The following is a 15,437-nucleotide window of genomic DNA, read 5'->3' as shown; positions in this document are numbered from 1 at the left end:
CCGTTACCTTGCATTTAAACCAAAAAAATGGCAATATCGATTGACGAACTTTTCAGAGAATTTAATTTAGAATATTCTAGACCAATTAAATGGAATGAAAAATTTGATGCAGATTTTAGTGGAGTTTATATAATTGCATTAACTGATAACCCAAAAACAAAAGTTGCATCTGATTATAATTTTGAGATTTGTCCCCACGAATTTGACAATTGGAAAAATATAGCAGTTGATTTAAAAATTCAAAAATCTAAAATTGAGGATGCAAAAACCGTGACTGAATATTTCAAGAAATTTTGGCATAAAAATGAAAATATAATTTATATCGGACAATCAAGTTCAAAAACTACTTCATTAAGTAAAAGATTAAATGATTTTTACTCTCATAAAGTTGGAAATAAAGGACCTCATTCTGGAGGTTATTGGCTAAAATTATTAACCTGTTTGGAAAAAACCTATATCTATTACGCTAAAACAGAAAAAGCAACTGAACTTGAATTTAAAATGTTAATGAAGTTTGCGGATAAAAATGCAGGAAAAAGTTTTTACGAAGTTGAGAATTTTAGTGATTTTTTTCCATTTGCAAACTTAAAAGCGGATATATATAAATCTCACGAAATAGAAAATGCTAAAAATAAACGAAAAAAAACGCAAGGTAACAATGTATAACCGCAATTACGGCGGATTCGACTACGTCCGAATCCACTCGGAATTGCTATGGCTTGTGCTTAATCCGAAAATAATCGCTAATTTAACCCGTAACTGACGGTTATACGTAACCGTTGTAAGTAATTTTAAACACTTCACATTTGAAAAATATTTATTGGATTTTAATACTGATTTCTTTTCAATCATTCGCTCAAAACGGACAATGGTTTGATTTTGAATTAGACAAAAACGTTCGATTTAAATTGCCAGCTGAAAATGCCAATCTTTTCGATTCTGAACAGGACGGAATTAAAATGTACGAACTATCAGCTGAAAAAAATGACATACTTTACAGCGGAAATAAAATGCTGATTGATGAACAAAGTCTTCCGAATTCTAAAAAGGAATTAATTAGTCTTTATGAAGAAGCTGTACCCAACATTTCAAAAAGCTACCCGAATACAACTGTTTCGAAACAAGAAATTAACAAGAATGGGCTTATCGGACAGAAATTGACCTTGACTGACAGCAGTGGAAATCGACTTTATGAATCGGAAGTTTATTTAATGAACAATCAATTATTCTTGTTTAATTGGTTAATTCCAACATTAATAATTATTGTTTTTGGAATCATAGCATACAGGATTGATTTTCGGAATTTTAAAAAAACATACTTTCATTACAAAACCATAAAACTATACGCTTTGATAAACTATTTCATCGGATTTGGATTTATAGCTTGCTCTGTTTTTATGTTTATGAATTATCACTTTGCCGACCGAAAAAGCAAAAAGGAATCTTATAAAATTGTTGAACGGACTTTTATAAGTGGCGGAACAAAATACAGAAGCGGAGAAAAACAACCTGTATTTACAATAAATCACAAAGGGATTAAGAAAGAGTTGGTTTTTAATCACCAATACTTTGAAAAAATGAATCAATATAAAACCGTTGAATTGGAGACTCGGAATGGACTTTTTGGATTTGACATTTTAGAAAATAAAAAGCTGAATTAAAACAACTACGGAATAAAAACGTGTGGTAACAACGTATATAGCTCATAGCTAATGAGTTGCACAATAGAAGTTAAGGCGTATTTGGAAAGTCGCCAAATTTTTAAATTTGACGATTTCCAATAAAAAAGATAAATAGTAAAATTTAAAAATCTGGCTTGTGCTTAATCCGAAAATAATTGCTAATTTACTCGTAACTGACGGTTATACGAGACCGTTGGCATTAATTTGAAAAGAGCTTTGAAAATCTATTACTATATAATATCATTTCTGATAATTTTTATAATTATTGGTTGCTCCAATTATAATAATAGAGCTGATAAGTTAGAACAAGTTAGGATTTGTCTGGAGGCTAAAGATGTAACTTCAAAATTATTTAACCAACGAAATATTCCACTATCGAAATTATTAGCGGAAGCTAAAACAGATAAATATGGAATTGACAAGTCTGGTTTTGTAACAATCGACTCTTTGACAGCGGATTTGTCCAGAAAAATCAATTACTACAAACAACTTATTCAATCAAAATCAGAAGATAAGAATGATATTTATTTTTACAATGCAACAGATAAGTATCTAAATACTATATCGGATTTAGAATCGAGTATTTTTCCATTTCTGCAGACTATAAAAGATTCAATAAAAAACAATGAAGAAGATTTATCCATAGAGGTTAAAGAAAAAGCTCTAAAAATAAATTCTGCAACCAAAGATTGGGAATACTCCGAATCTGAATTTTTAGAAAAAAACGGAATAACTCAAAGTACAGTTGATTCTATAACGGAAAGGATAAGAAATTGAAAAAACTAATGCCAACAATGTATAACCGCAATTACGGCGGATTCGACTACGTCCGAATCCACTCGGAATTGCTAACGCCAGTGCTAAACCGAAAAACATTAACTTTAATCCCGTAACTGACGGTTATACGAGACCGTTGGCAACAAGCTGAAAAATGAACCGAATAATTATAATACTACTTCTTTTAAGTCAAATTTCGTTTGCTCAAACAGTGGACAGAATTGAATGGAACTTTCCAAGAAATGAAGATCTGAAAGCAAAAAATTTAATAATAGAATACAATCAATTTGACTTTTCAAAAATTTGGACATTTACGGAAAACAATAATGTCCTTGGAATAATTGGAGATGACCATCAAAGACTAAAAATCAAGTTAATTTCAGTAAAGAAAAACTCTAACAATCCGAATGAATACTTTGTAACTGGAAAATCTTGCGTGAAAGGAACAATTTGTGACTTTTCTGGAACCATAAATTTGACCGAAATAAAAGAACTTAAGGAGCTACATTTTGGAGTTGACGATGAGTATGCAGACAAAGGAATTAAAGCGCAAGGAATTTTAATTGCAGATTACGAATTCAAAGAAAATTCGGAACAAAAACATAGTGGAATTTTTAAAGGCAAATTACATTCTAAATGGTATCTGAATTCCGAAAACAAAATCGAATATGACAACATTGAGTTCATTTCAGACGGATATTTAAACAATGCTTTTGTTGGAATTTGGAAAAGTTATTCAACTGGAAAAGAAAAAATATGTAATTGGTCAGATTATAGAGTTCCTATTACAAATAGAGATTTCGACATTGGAGCTGGTGAATTTTCACCAAGCGAAAAATATTTTGACAAAGGTTGGTCTGAATATAAACCATTGGTAAAAGATGAGTGGTGGAAATAAAAGCCAGTTGCCAACAATGTATAACCGCAATTACGGCGGATTCGACTACGTCCGAATCCACTCGAAATTGCTAACGTCTGTTTTTGACCCAAAAATTAAGTAACTTTAACTCCATAACTGCGGTTATACGAGACCGTTAGCAACAAGCTGAAAAATGAAACACGGAATCAAGATTTTATATGGAATTTTAATAATTGGAATACTAGTTTCAATTTTTCACATTTTAAATGACCAAGGTGGTTCAGCTTTAGGAAATATTATAGACACTTTAACAATTACTTCAATAATTCTATTTCTTGCAACAATCATATTCATTTTTCTTTCATTTAAAAAAAACATCCGAAAAATAAATGTTTGGTTTCTTCTAGTTTTGAGTTGTCCACTTGCTGTTATGTCAATGACTCATATAACAAAAGAATATGCTCTAAAAATTACAGAAACAACAACGCCAAAAGAATTTGTTTATAACGTAAAAGTTGACCAAAAAAATTATGAGCTTGATAAAATTAAAATTCAAAAATTAGTTGACAGTTTAATAAAAGTTAAAACCATACAAAGACCCGCAGAATTAGCTTTGAGATATTTTAATGGAAAAACTTATAAAGACACAATTGAAAGAGATTGGGCAATTGATTTGCCCGAAAAAGTTGAGTATAAAGAATCAATTGTTGACACATTGTTTTACTCGGAAAACGGAAATGAAATTTTAGCAGGGTTATTAATAAACAAGGTATTTAGCAAATATCAAGATTATCCGAATTGCGGAATTGAATATTTTGGAAAAGGATTTAGGTTTGATAAAAACGACTTAAAACCAATAAAAATGCTAAAATACTCTGTGACAGGATATGACAATTATAAATCGTGTTCGGAAAGATTAAGATATTATTATTTCAAAAAAATTGGAACTTTTGAAAACGAACATAATATGAACGATACAAGATTTTTAAATGGAACTGAATAAAAAAAGCCAGTTGCCAACAATGTATAAAAATAATAGCGGTTTAATCGCTAAAATGAAAGTAAGTAAATATAAAAAAGGTCTGTGCTTAACCGAAAAGTTAGTGAGTGAAAATCCGCTACTATTCTTATACTAGACCGTTGCCCACAATATGAAAAAACTAATGACAAGACTAATTTTCGCCTTATTTCTAATTTCATTTAGCAGTATAGCTTTTGCGCAAAGAGGAAAAGCCACTTTAATACTAAAAGACAATACCAGAATTGATGGATTTGGTGAGATTAGTGGAATTTCATCAATTGTTTCAGTGAAATTTAAGAATGATACACTAAAATGGAGAAGTTACAAGTCAAAAGAAATTATCGGAATAGACATATTAGAAAACGATTATTATAGACAGTTTCGCTATAAATATAAGAACAAAAACAAGTTCCCAGAAATATTGGAAATAGTTTCTATTGACAGTTTAAGCCTATATGTGCGAACATATAATGGTAGTGTTTTAACAAACTCATTCGTGAATGAACCTATTAACGGAGTTGATAACCCACAAAAAATTGAGTTAGATAACGGACAAAAAATAAATATAAGTCAGCGACCTCGAAATAGCTACACGGAAATGAACTTTCCTAGATACAGTTATTATGTTGGTTTTGGAGAAAGTGACCAAGTTGAACATTTATACACAAAAGGTTTACCATTTGCAAAAAGTTTCAAAAAATCAATGAAAAAATATTTTAAAAATTGTCCTTCGTTAATTGAAAAAGTAGAAAACAAAGAATTTAAAAATGATGAACTATGGAAAGTTTTGGATTATTACAATCGAAACTGCCTGAATGTAAAATCGGAATAAAATACTGTGGGCAACAATGTATAACCGCAATTACGGCGGATTCGACTACGTCCGAATCCACTCGCAATTGCTAACGTCTGTACTTAACTCAAAAATTAAGTAACTTTAACTCCATAACTGCGGTTATACGAGACCGTTGTACAACATACGAATGAACAAACTGCTAACATTAAATATTCTGATTTTATTACTTACTTCTTGCGTAAATAAAGAAAAAAGTGAAACGGAATTTTATGCAGAAAGTCAAACCTCGTTTTTCGATTTAAGAAACTCGGATTGGACAAAAAATACGTGGATTAGAAAACCAGAGAATTTAAAAATGGTTCACGAATCATTTAAAAAGTTCGGATATGAAAAACTCGAAAACCTGATTTCAAAAAGCGAAACCCATTTTCTAATTCAAGGAGTTTATATTAAACGAAATTTTGAGAATTTAATGGACAGTTTGCAATTGACTTACAACAAAGCCGAAATCCAAACCAAATATTACGCTGAATTTTGGAATCGGAGAAAAGCGGAACAAAATGACTCAATCGTTTATGAAATTATCCGAGAATTTAACTCAATCAAATCAGACAAAAAGCAACTGAATTTTCAAAATCAGTTTGTAAATGACACTTTAGTTGACTTATTAAAAATTGAGTTTGATAACGAAAATCTGAATTCTCAAAAAGCGGAATCTGACTTTTACCTATTAAAAAAATACGGACTTAATCAATCAGCTTATAACCTACTCTACGAACGAGCAGAATATTCGGAATTGGAATTAGACCGAGAAAAGCTAAAAAAGGAATTGATTAAAACAGCGGAATATGAACAACCTTGGCTCATCGATAATGAAAAATAAAGTACGTTGTACAACAATGTATAACCGCAATTACGGCGGATTCGACTACGTCCGAATCCACTCGGAATTGCTAAAGTCAGTGCTTAACCAAAAATTATTAACTTTAATCCCGTAACTGACGGTTATACGAGACCGTTGTGTGTAATACCCAAAAAACCTCGAAATCCGAATGAACGCTATCAAACTAAACGATATTTTAAAATTAGAAGATCTAAATAATACCAAAATCAGATTTAATTTAATGTTTGGCGGAAATTGGAATCCAATTGAAATGTTTAAGAATAACGAAATGGAAACTATTCTTGGTGGACACTATTGGAATTACGACAAAAAGAAATCATATAAATCAGGACAAATTACGGTAGGATTCATTCGTATAAAAAACAATGAAAATCTTTGGCTTTTATTTCATATTGGAAAAGTAACAAAAGATTTAAATCTTCAAAACGCAGTTGGTTACGAATATGAAACCTTGACCGAATACGAAAAATATTTTGGTCGAATAATAGTCAGGTTCAAGAATAAATCCCAAAATATGGTTAGAAAAGCAACTTCCGTAATTGACGACTGCGAAATTGCTCAAATTCTACCAGATATTTTTGATAATGATATTTTTCCTGGTTACGACAAAGTAAATATATCTTGGACCGAATTGTCAAGAGTAATTACAAAAGATACTTGGAAAACAGCATTGAGAAACCAAAAAGGAGTTTACTTGATTACTGATACTTCTAATGGAAAAATGTATGTTGGTTCAGCTTACGGAGACGAAATGATTTTAAATCGGTGGAAATCCTATGTAAAAATTGGAAATGGTGGAAATAAAGAATTGAAAAATTTAGAATTTGACCATATAAAAGAACACTTCCGGTATTCAATTTTGGATATATTCAAATCAACAACAGAAAACGAAACAATAATTGAAAGAGAAAGTTGGTGGAAAGAAACTTTATTAAGTAGAAAATTTGGGTATAACGCGAATTAATAATAAAAAAGTACTACACACAACAATGTATAACCGCAATTACGGCGGATTCGACTACGTCCGAATCCACTCGGAATTGCTAACGTCTGTTCTTAACACAAAAATTAAGTAACTTTAACTCCATAACTGCGGTTATACGAGACCGTTGTAACACATTTGAGAAAAACTAAAGACATATTAATTTTCGTATTTGCTATAGTTGTAGTTTCGGCTTTAGCTTATGCGATTTATTTATTCTTTTATGTTCAAAAGAGATACGCTGAAATACCTACCGACACAAAATCAATTTTTACGGAATCGAGATATTTATACGGAATAACATCTAATGACAATCTGAAACTTCGAACGGAATATTTACTCATAAAAACCGTTCGTGATTCGATAATCAAATATGAATATAAAAGTACGACAGATTCGACTCGGAATTTAAGAGTAAGTTACTTGACCAAAAATCAAGAAATTCAATTTGACTTAACCGATTACGTAAAGTATAAAAGCAAAACTATTCGGAGTAATTCGAACTCTTAAATTTGGTTTGATATGTACGAAATGAAAGAGCCGATTATTGACGGAATGAGTCCAGTAATGTTTAATAAAGATTATGGAATTTTAGCTATTTCGAATCCACTCGGACCTTCCGCTTTTTTTATGGATAAACAAAATGACAGTTTACAAGTAATGAAAATAAGTGAAAAATTATACTAAAAAACGTGTTACAACAATGTATAACCACAATTACGGCGGATTCGACTACGTCCGAATCCACTCGGAATTGCTAACGTCTGTACTTAACTCAAAAATTAAGTAACTTTAACTCCATAACTGCGGTTATACGAGACCGTTGTGGTGCATTTGAAAAAAATTGATAATGATATGGAATTTGTTCTTAAAAGAAACCTGAAAATTAATCGTATAAAAAAAATCACTCAATCATTTTTTAAATACAGCTATCTGATAATTGGAATTGTTACATTAATTTGGACATTATCTTTTATAGCCTTTCATTTTTATGTTAGCTCGGTTTTCGGCTTTAACCCTTCTTATGATAATCCAACATATACCGATTTTTATCAAAACAAACTGTTAGTTGATTTAATAAAATATATCAGCGGATTTTGGGTTGTAGCTTTATTGTGTGCTTTTTGTTTCTTTCCAATAATCATTTGCATAAATCTAATCTTGAAATATACTACCGAATTAATATTGAATTTAAAAATGATAGGGTTTAGTTTTCTTTGTTGTCTAATATCATATCTGATTTTATTTGCACCATATTTCGGAAATACATTTGAATGGATGCTTGATTAAAAAACTATGGATTTCGTAAAAAAAACGCACCACAACAATGTATAACCGCAATTACGGCGGATTCGACTACGTCCGAATCCACTCGGAATTGCTAACGTCTGTTCTTAACACAAAAATTAAGTAACTTTAACTCCATAACTGCGGTTATACGAGACCGTTGTAAACAATTATGAACGACCACGAAGAATATTTTAGAATTTCCAGAAACGGACACGTTCACATATTAAATAACCGAATTCCATTTAGGTGGAAAGAAATGATAATTTTTACTACAGCCTCATTCATTTTTCTGATTTTAATGTTTGGCTGGTTTGTCGGACTTTTCATTGCCATTCTTACTTTAATCTGTTATACTTTATACCGATTTGCATCGTGGATTTACTACACGGAATTAAAAATTGATAAAAAACTGGAAATATAACTCGACTTAAAAAAATACTTGACCGAACTCAAAAAACCGAATTGATAGCGGGCAAATTTGACCCAAACCGATTTGAATACTCAGAACTAACTCGAAGCGGAAAAACAAAATTTTTAATGAACTATCGAACACATAAAAACAATGAGTTGTTGATTATAAAAAACAAAGTAGATAAAGAGGTGATTGAAAAATACATCGCTGAAAAAATAGCCGTTTTATAGATGTTGTATTTTAGAATAGTATTTTTCTTATTATTTCTAGTGGAGTTAAGATTTCTAAATTTTAAATACAAACGTGATAAATACATTTGGATTGGAATAATATTGGTTTTCAGTTACATCGGATATTTTTTCTTTTTGTTTTATAAGAGGAAATTAATTACCAAAAGAAAATTTGAACCAAAATTCAACCGAAATAAATAACTGTTTACAACAATGTATAACCGCAATTACGGCGGATTCGACTACGTCCGAATCCACTCGCAGTTGCTAACGTCTGTTCTTAACACAAAAATTAAGTAACTTTAACTCCATAACTGCGGTTATACGAGACCGTTGTAGTGCATTTGAGAAAAACGAGAAACACATTGATAAAAAGAACATTCGATACACCTTTAGGAACAGTTTCTTGTGAATTAAATTCAAATTTCACATTTGCGGAATTACAGAATTCTGGAGCCTATAAAAACGGAATTTATGAAAGGTTTAAGACTGCTGCTTACGACATCGAATTAGTTGAATTTAAAGTAAAGCAACCATTTTATAACGGAGAAACAATAACCGATTCAAAATGTTGGATTTGGAGAATTGAGAAAATAAAAGACATCACAGAAAATCTTAAAATTAAAGTTCTCATTTCGGATTACCCAAAAAATGCTGAATTTGACTTTGCAACTGGTGAAAACTTAGACGCTTTTGAAATTATTAATGATGAGTGGAAATTGCATATCGGAACTGAAGACGGAGAAATATTAAACTATAGAGCTGAAAATGATGATTGGTTTCCAACTCGACTTTTGAATACTAAAAACCATTGGCAAGAAATAACCGAATTAAATAAGTCCTCAATCCAAACAAATGTGCCTGAATTAAAAATTGGAGAAAAAATCCATTTGCAGTATCTGACAGCTTTTGACAAACAAAATGTTGAAACTATCAATACTTGGGTTGCGGTTGATGAACATAAATCAGAACTAGAAAAATGGATTGGAATAGAATAAAAAAACGCACTACAACAATGTATAACCGCAATTACGGCGGATTCGACTACGTCCGAATCCACTCGGAATTGCTAACGTCTGTGCTAAACCGAAAAATTTGCGTACTTTAACCCGTAACTGACGGTTATACGAGACCGTTAGCAAAAATATTCCGAAAAGCATATGTACAATGAACATTACGTTTTCCAAACAAAAAACTCTTTCGATAAACCGATTTGGAGATATATGGATTTTTGGAAGTTCTTAAATCTATTAGAAACAAAATCACTTTTCTTTTCAAACTCTGATAATCTTGGAGATAATAACGAAGGGAGAATTCCTCATTTCATACTGGAAAGAATGATTGAACAAGATAATGAGAGAGGTAATAGAAATAATCAAGAGCTGAACGATTATCTTGAAAGTACTTTGAGAAAGAATCATTTAATCTCATCTTGGAGTTATGCAGAAAGAGAATCTTTTGCAATGTGGAAAATGTATGCTAAAGACAAAACCGGAGTTGCAATAGAAACTGACTTGAAATCACTTCAAGATTCATTTAATAAAACGGACAGAATTGTATATGTCGGAGAAGTTAATTACATAAATGAAGACAATTATCATTTTTCGACTTCAAATATGTTTTATCCATTCGTGACTAAATTAGATTTCTATAAGTTTGAAAATGAAATTAGGTGTGTAACTATAACCAAAGATGATGAAAAACCTGAAAGTAAATTGGTTGAAGTAGATTTAAACACTTTAATTAAGAAAGTACATATTTCACCAAATTCAAAACCTGAATTTCGAAAACTGATAGAATTATTAAAGAATGAATATCAACTTGAATTTGAAATATGCTACTCGAAAGTTAGTGATAGTTGGTTGTAAAATACTTTTGCTAACAATGTATTATATTAATTAAATCAATTAACCCTTATAAATAAAGGGTTTTAAAAGATTAATTAAAAAAGGGTACAACATAGGTATAACATTTTAACCTATCATTTGAAGTGATCTAAAGATATAAAAAAACCGCTTCTAAATTAATAGAAACGGTTTTCAATATGTATTTAAACTTAAAGTTATTAAGCTGCCGTACCAGAGCCTAAATACACACTATTTGATACTTGACTACCATCAGCAGAAACAAACGCCATAAATAGCTCTACTGTGTCTCCTGCATAAGTATTTGGTATAGTAATTACTTGAGAACCTACAGTTCTATCAGCACCATCAAGAATTGATACAGATTCTTTTTTACTTGGATTGTAAACTAATACCATCGCTTTATCTGTTGCATTTGCATTACCCTCTGCCGAGTTATCATCCCAATCAAAAGTTACTTGTCCTGATGTTGCTAAATCGGTTGAACCATTTAAAACACTTGACAAAGAACCTCTACTTAATAAAGCTAAAGAATAATCGATTGTAAAGTTAGGTGCGATACCTCCTACTGCATTATTTAATACATAAGACATTGCAGCATTAAATTCTGTTTTCTTAACAGCAAAAGCCTTATATCCAACTTTAATAAAATCGCTTGTCGCTTGAAGATACTCCAATGTAATAGTAAATTTATTACGCTGATTTACCTGTCCTTCTGTACGTGGATTCGCCACGCTTGCTGGCTTAATTCTGATGTAGTCAATACCTTTCCAACTACCGCCAATAATACTACCTACCTTTCCCGATAGACTTCCTAAAATACCCTGTGGAATTTTACCCATTTTTATAACAATTTAAAATTAATATTCGTTCGGACTTGGTACGGACTTGACATTGCTTTTAAACCTTGTTTTCGTTACTAATATAACGAGAATTATGCCATTTTGTTACTGTTTTAGGCTTGTGAGATGCCTTTGCATTAGGCTTCTTTTGTTTGCATTAGTTTGAAACAATTACGAATGTATGCAACCTTTAAAACTGCCATTTTATCAATGACATTTTGAAGCTCTTTTTCCTTTTTACTGATAACCTCAACCGCTTTTATGTGTTTTTGCATCTGGTCGCTGACATTATGAGAAGATTTAACGCCTTTTTTAAGCGTATTTCTGCAATCATCTACAGAAATAAACGGAATAACACTACCTTTTAAATAATAAGCGTAAAAACCGCCTATTTGCAACATCATAGATAAGTGAAATAGCGTGTTTTTTTCTGTTTCGGTTTTTGTGATTACTACAAAACAGTTAGGACAAGGATTTGAGAGGGGTTTTCCACTGTTAAGTCCTTTGTTTAGGATAAAAAAATGAGGGTTCGAGTAGGTTTTTCCGATTTGGTGGGTTTTCATTTCAAAATAAGACATAGCTATCCAATTAAAAGTTCGCTACGCTCACACATATTTTTTTTTAAAATGAAAAAGAAAAAAATTAAAAAAAGAAAGCCTACCGCTTTGTGGCGTGGGTAAGGCTGTCAAGCTTTTTTTAAAAAAGTTTTTGAAAAATTTTATTGAAAAAGAAATTGCATTAATTAAAGCCAAAAGTTGTTTTGTAGTAGTAATAAAAAGTTTTTTAAAAAACCGTAGGCTTGAGCTTTATAGCCTTAAAGCGTGGGCTGTTGGAAGCCACATATATTTGCTATCTTTTATTAATTTAATGTTATACCTGCCAATATTACTATTATAACAAGCATAATGATTGTGAAAAGTTTAGTACCAAAAGAATCATCACCTTCAGGATTTACGATTTTATTACCGTTTTCATCTAAATCGTGAGGAAAGAATAAATCAAATAAATCTTCAATCATTTGTTTCATACTATAAATATAACTTTTCTGGGGAATTAACACTTAAAAAAATAGGTTTTAGTACTGTATTGAGCGTTGGATGAAGCGTTTGTATGGGTAGCGTTTTAAATAGTTGTTTGATAAAACAGCATTTAAACAAGCTACTTATACAGGACTTTTAGACCATAGCTTTTTGTTTTTTTGAGGAACGAGAAAAAGCAATATGCTATGGCGTATTACTACATTTTATGAACCTATTTTTTTATAACCGCTGACTTGGGTGGTGGGGAAAAGTGGTCTTTTATATTTGTTAACGAAATGAAACAAACAAAGACTTGAGGTAAGGAATACTTGGACTTAACGATGGTTTTGTGCAGCTTGAATGAGATAACGAATATTATTATCAATTAACGGAAACCTTAAAATGTACTGATGTTTAATGTTAGTTCAAAATGTGGTTTAATGTTCGGAATTGCGTGTTGGAATAGCGGATATTTTACATAATACCAGTTATAGCTACAAAATGCATTAACACTGCGATAGCAAACCTTTGAAAAGTGCCGTTTGCTACTATAACTTGTATTATGTAAACATAGCTTTGGGTAGTTTTTGGTGTGAGCGGTGGCAACAGCTTTTTACTTTTTTATTGTACCTATTTATTAAAATATAATAGTTTAAATAAAAGAAGTAATATGCTGTGTGAGGGTGGGCAACCAAAAATTACAAGTGCGGTGGCGAGCGGAACAAAATAAAAGACAGGGGATTTTGAGGTACGAAAAAAATGGGTTTTATTTTGTGGGGAAAATTACTTCCCGATTAAATTGGAATCAACCTTTATTTTTAACGAATTATATTTTTTAGATGTATCAGAAAATTTATCTAAAAAGGTATAAAGAGTTGATACTTCAAACGAGTATTGATGAGATGTTTTAAAACTTTTTTCTCTTTTAATATTTTTTCTTTTTTTAATCATAAAATAAAATCATCAAACAACTTTGATAAATATACTAAATTTTCTCTTAAATAAGTAGTTTTTGCTTTAGATTTATACACTCTTGTTGTTGAATCTAGACTTATAATATACTTAATTTTATTACTATTAAATATCGGTGTTGCACAACAAAACTTTACATCACCTATACGGTTTAAATGCTCGTCCGTTAAAGAATATGAATTTTTATCGTTTTTAATATTATAATCAACAAAATAAGATTTTTCATAATAAGCGCGTCCAACAACACCTTGAATATTGTCCTTATAAATTATAAAAGGTAGCTTGCCTTTACCTTCAATTTTATGTGTTATGTTATCAAAATGTTTGTCCGTTAATGTTACTCTGCCATTAAAAATATTTTTTTTTACACAAAAAACGCGAATGTTTAAATCTGATACATTTATGCCTAAATCTTTAGCTATTTGCTTTAAGTTTATTAATACTACTACACTTAAAATTGTTTTTTGTTTTTTTAATTTCTTTTCAGTTAAAAAAAGTTTTACAGGAATAATAAGAGCACCTATCAATGTGCCTAATAAAAAGAGCCAAAATTTTACAACTTCTTTGTTATCTATGGTAATTAAAAAATCATTATCAATAAGATAATCTAACACATAATCACTTTTTGATACAAAAAGCAAAAAGGCTGGTATTAAACCTATTAAAAGTAGTTTTAATATAGATTTTAATATATCTATCAAAATATATGTGAGTGAATATTTAAAAGAAACAACTAGTCAATATCTAAAGTATCATTATAAAGCAAACTTAAATCAGATGGTCTGATTCGGAAACCTGTACCGTGATCGTGAGTCTTACCTTTATTACGCCCACTTTTATAAGAACCTATACGAATATCTACCATTAATTTACCTTCATCAATTAATTTTAGTAAGTTTTCTAAAGTAGGGTTTAAATAAATATCCGCTTGAGTATAATGAAATTCTTCTACTCCATTTACTTTACGAGTTTCAGCATTAACATAAAATAATGCTTGTAATTTTTTATGTAATGCTTTCGATAGATCTTCATATGACCAATATACAGACTTGTCTGTTATTTCACCGGTAACTAAATCTTTCACCTCTAAACGAACTACAGAATTTTCTTTATCATTAACTATAATAAAGCCTGTTCTTAATTTATAAGTATTAAACTTATTTGAAAAAATTGATGTATGTAACTTTTTTAAGCCAGGATATTCCTCGTATTCTTCACCATATTTATCTCTTAAATAAGTATTAGCTTGTTTAGGACCAGTTGGACTTTTAGTAAAAAGAGTTAGAAAAGAACTAGTTAAAGCTCTTTGACTTTTAACCTCAAAACCATCAAAATCTGGTAGTTTATCATTATTTTCAGTTACACCTAAATAATCTTCAAATGTTTTACCTATACCTGTATTATGTTTTCTTCTACTCGGAATAAAACCTAAACTTTTAATCCTATTAAACTCTTTTTCAATTTTTGTTTTATCTATCATAAATTTTAATTCTTTCTATTAATAAATCAATAACCTCTCTTTTATTTTTGTTAGCCTCGAGTTCCGACATAAACAATCTTTCAAAAGGAAATGAAAAAAATTGAGTAGCTTTTTGAAGTTGTTCAATTGTATATTTGTGACTAAATTTTGTTGATTCAATATTACCAATCATACCATAACTAACACCTATAATATCTGCAAAACCCGCTTGAGATAAATCATTATCATTTCTTAATTCTCTAATAATATTAATTACACTTAATTGTATTTCAGATTTCATTTTACCAACAATTTGTGAGCAAAAAT

General features: G+C 30.3%; 18 protein-coding genes. 12 read left to right on the top strand and 6 right to left on the bottom strand.

Going from position 1 to position 15,437, the window contains the following annotated elements:
• Positions 1-27: 27 nt before the first annotated feature.
• From INR76_RS05890 to INR76_RS05835, 12 genes are all read left to right on the top strand, one after another.
• Positions 28-666 (top strand): hypothetical protein, encoded by a 639-nt coding sequence (locus INR76_RS05890; protein WP_223109733.1) that lies wholly within the window; start codon positions 28-30, stop codon positions 664-666.
• A 140-nt stretch (positions 667-806) separates the two neighbouring features.
• Entirely contained in the window at positions 807-1,661 is an 855-nt protein-coding gene (locus tag INR76_RS05885) for a hypothetical protein (protein WP_223109732.1), read from the top strand.
• 237 nt (positions 1,662-1,898) lie between these two features.
• Positions 1,899-2,459, top strand: a complete 561-nt coding sequence (locus INR76_RS05880) for a hypothetical protein (RefSeq protein ID WP_223109731.1) — start codon at positions 1,899-1,901, stop codon at positions 2,457-2,459.
• A gap of 211 nt (positions 2,460-2,670) precedes the next feature.
• The gene (locus tag INR76_RS05875; protein ID WP_223109730.1) at positions 2,671-3,357 is read left to right on the top strand and encodes a hypothetical protein; all 687 of its coding nucleotides are present in this window, start codon (positions 2,671-2,673) and stop codon (positions 3,355-3,357) included.
• A gap of 154 nt (positions 3,358-3,511) precedes the next feature.
• Positions 3,512-4,321, top strand: coding sequence for a hypothetical protein (locus INR76_RS05870; protein ID WP_223109729.1), 810 nt, complete (start codon positions 3,512-3,514; stop codon positions 4,319-4,321).
• A 160-nt stretch (positions 4,322-4,481) separates the two neighbouring features.
• The gene (locus INR76_RS05865; RefSeq protein ID WP_223109728.1) at positions 4,482-5,171 is read left to right on the top strand and encodes a hypothetical protein; all 690 of its coding nucleotides are present in this window, start codon (positions 4,482-4,484) and stop codon (positions 5,169-5,171) included.
• Between the two features lie 151 nt (positions 5,172-5,322).
• A complete protein-coding gene (locus INR76_RS05860) occupies positions 5,323-6,018 on the top strand; it encodes a hypothetical protein (protein WP_223109727.1) in 696 nt (231 codons plus the stop codon).
• Between the two features lie 169 nt (positions 6,019-6,187).
• Positions 6,188-7,003: a GIY-YIG nuclease family protein gene (locus tag INR76_RS05855; RefSeq protein WP_223109726.1), complete on the top strand. Its 816-nt coding sequence runs from the start codon at positions 6,188-6,190 to the stop codon at positions 7,001-7,003.
• A 549-nt stretch (positions 7,004-7,552) separates the two neighbouring features.
• Positions 7,553-7,708, top strand: a complete 156-nt coding sequence (locus INR76_RS05850; RefSeq protein ID WP_223109725.1) for a hypothetical protein — start codon at positions 7,553-7,555, stop codon at positions 7,706-7,708.
• A 772-nt stretch (positions 7,709-8,480) separates the two neighbouring features.
• A complete protein-coding gene (locus INR76_RS05845) occupies positions 8,481-8,732 on the top strand; it encodes a hypothetical protein (protein WP_223109724.1) in 252 nt (83 codons plus the stop codon).
• Between the two features lie 586 nt (positions 8,733-9,318).
• Positions 9,319-9,951: a hypothetical protein gene (locus INR76_RS05840; protein ID WP_223109723.1), complete on the top strand. Its 633-nt coding sequence runs from the start codon at positions 9,319-9,321 to the stop codon at positions 9,949-9,951.
• A gap of 225 nt (positions 9,952-10,176) precedes the next feature.
• Positions 10,177-10,821, top strand: a complete 645-nt coding sequence (locus INR76_RS05835) for a DUF2971 domain-containing protein (RefSeq protein ID WP_223109722.1) — start codon at positions 10,177-10,179, stop codon at positions 10,819-10,821.
• Positions 10,822-11,018: 197 nt separating this feature from the next.
• Here INR76_RS05835 and INR76_RS05830 read toward each other — a convergent pair whose 3' ends face one another.
• The 6 genes from INR76_RS05830 to INR76_RS05805 all read right to left on the bottom strand — a co-directional run bounded on the left by INR76_RS05830 (position 11,019) and on the right by INR76_RS05805 (position 15,411).
• A complete protein-coding gene (locus INR76_RS05830) occupies positions 11,019-11,660 on the bottom strand; it encodes a DUF6266 family protein (protein ID WP_223109721.1) in 642 nt (213 codons plus the stop codon).
• A 137-nt stretch (positions 11,661-11,797) separates the two neighbouring features.
• Positions 11,798-12,223 (bottom strand): hypothetical protein, encoded by a 426-nt coding sequence (locus INR76_RS05825; protein WP_255592867.1) that lies wholly within the window; start codon positions 12,221-12,223, stop codon positions 11,798-11,800.
• A gap of 296 nt (positions 12,224-12,519) precedes the next feature.
• Positions 12,520-12,687 (bottom strand): hypothetical protein, encoded by a 168-nt coding sequence (locus INR76_RS05820; protein ID WP_223109719.1) that lies wholly within the window; start codon positions 12,685-12,687, stop codon positions 12,520-12,522.
• 939 nt (positions 12,688-13,626) lie between these two features.
• Positions 13,627-14,352, bottom strand: a complete 726-nt coding sequence (locus INR76_RS05815; protein WP_223109718.1) for a hypothetical protein — start codon at positions 14,350-14,352, stop codon at positions 13,627-13,629.
• Positions 14,353-14,384: 32 nt separating this feature from the next.
• The gene (locus INR76_RS05810) at positions 14,385-15,131 is read right to left on the bottom strand and encodes an MvaI/BcnI restriction endonuclease family protein (RefSeq protein WP_223109717.1); all 747 of its coding nucleotides are present in this window, start codon (positions 15,129-15,131) and stop codon (positions 14,385-14,387) included.
• Positions 15,121-15,411, bottom strand: a complete 291-nt coding sequence (locus INR76_RS05805; RefSeq protein WP_223109716.1) for a helix-turn-helix transcriptional regulator — start codon at positions 15,409-15,411, stop codon at positions 15,121-15,123. The genes INR76_RS05810 and INR76_RS05805 overlap by 11 nt, the downstream gene beginning before the upstream one ends.
• Positions 15,412-15,437 lie beyond the last annotated feature (26 nt).

Source organism: Marixanthomonas sp. SCSIO 43207 (assembly GCF_019904255.1).
GTDB lineage: Bacteria > Bacteroidota > Bacteroidia > Flavobacteriales > Flavobacteriaceae > Marixanthomonas.
The sequence above is the reverse complement of the archived record's forward strand: the minus strand, read 5'-3'. Positions and strand labels throughout refer to the sequence as shown.

What these genes read in the sequence shown, in the direction of transcription:
- INR76_RS05810 (WP_223109717.1), bottom strand. Translation starts at nt 15,131, where the DNA reads ATGATAGATAAAACAAAAATTGAAAAAGAGTTTAATAGGATTAAAAGT.
- INR76_RS05890 (WP_223109733.1), top strand. Translation starts at nt 28, where the DNA reads ATGGCAATATCGATTGACGAACTTTTCAGAGAATTTAATTTAGAATAT.
- INR76_RS05845 (WP_223109724.1), top strand. Translation starts at nt 8,481, where the DNA reads ATGAACGACCACGAAGAATATTTTAGAATTTCCAGAAACGGACACGTT.
- INR76_RS05850 (WP_223109725.1), top strand. Translation starts at nt 7,553, where the DNA reads ATGAAAGAGCCGATTATTGACGGAATGAGTCCAGTAATGTTTAATAAA.
- INR76_RS05865 (WP_223109728.1), top strand. Translation starts at nt 4,482, where the DNA reads ATGACAAGACTAATTTTCGCCTTATTTCTAATTTCATTTAGCAGTATA.
- INR76_RS05870 (WP_223109729.1), top strand. Translation starts at nt 3,512, where the DNA reads ATGAAACACGGAATCAAGATTTTATATGGAATTTTAATAATTGGAATA.
- INR76_RS05830 (WP_223109721.1), bottom strand. Translation starts at nt 11,660, where the DNA reads ATGGGTAAAATTCCACAGGGTATTTTAGGAAGTCTATCGGGAAAGGTA.
- INR76_RS05835 (WP_223109722.1), top strand. Translation starts at nt 10,177, where the DNA reads ATGGATTTTTGGAAGTTCTTAAATCTATTAGAAACAAAATCACTTTTC.
- INR76_RS05860 (WP_223109727.1), top strand. Translation starts at nt 5,323, where the DNA reads ATGAACAAACTGCTAACATTAAATATTCTGATTTTATTACTTACTTCT.
- INR76_RS05825 (WP_255592867.1), bottom strand. Translation starts at nt 12,223, where the DNA reads ATGAAAACCCACCAAATCGGAAAAACCTACTCGAACCCTCATTTTTTT.
- INR76_RS05855 (WP_223109726.1), top strand. Translation starts at nt 6,188, where the DNA reads ATGAACGCTATCAAACTAAACGATATTTTAAAATTAGAAGATCTAAAT.
- INR76_RS05805 (WP_223109716.1), bottom strand. Translation starts at nt 15,411, where the DNA reads ATGAAATCTGAAATACAATTAAGTGTAATTAATATTATTAGAGAATTA.
- INR76_RS05820 (WP_223109719.1), bottom strand. Translation starts at nt 12,687, where the DNA reads ATGAAACAAATGATTGAAGATTTATTTGATTTATTCTTTCCTCACGAT.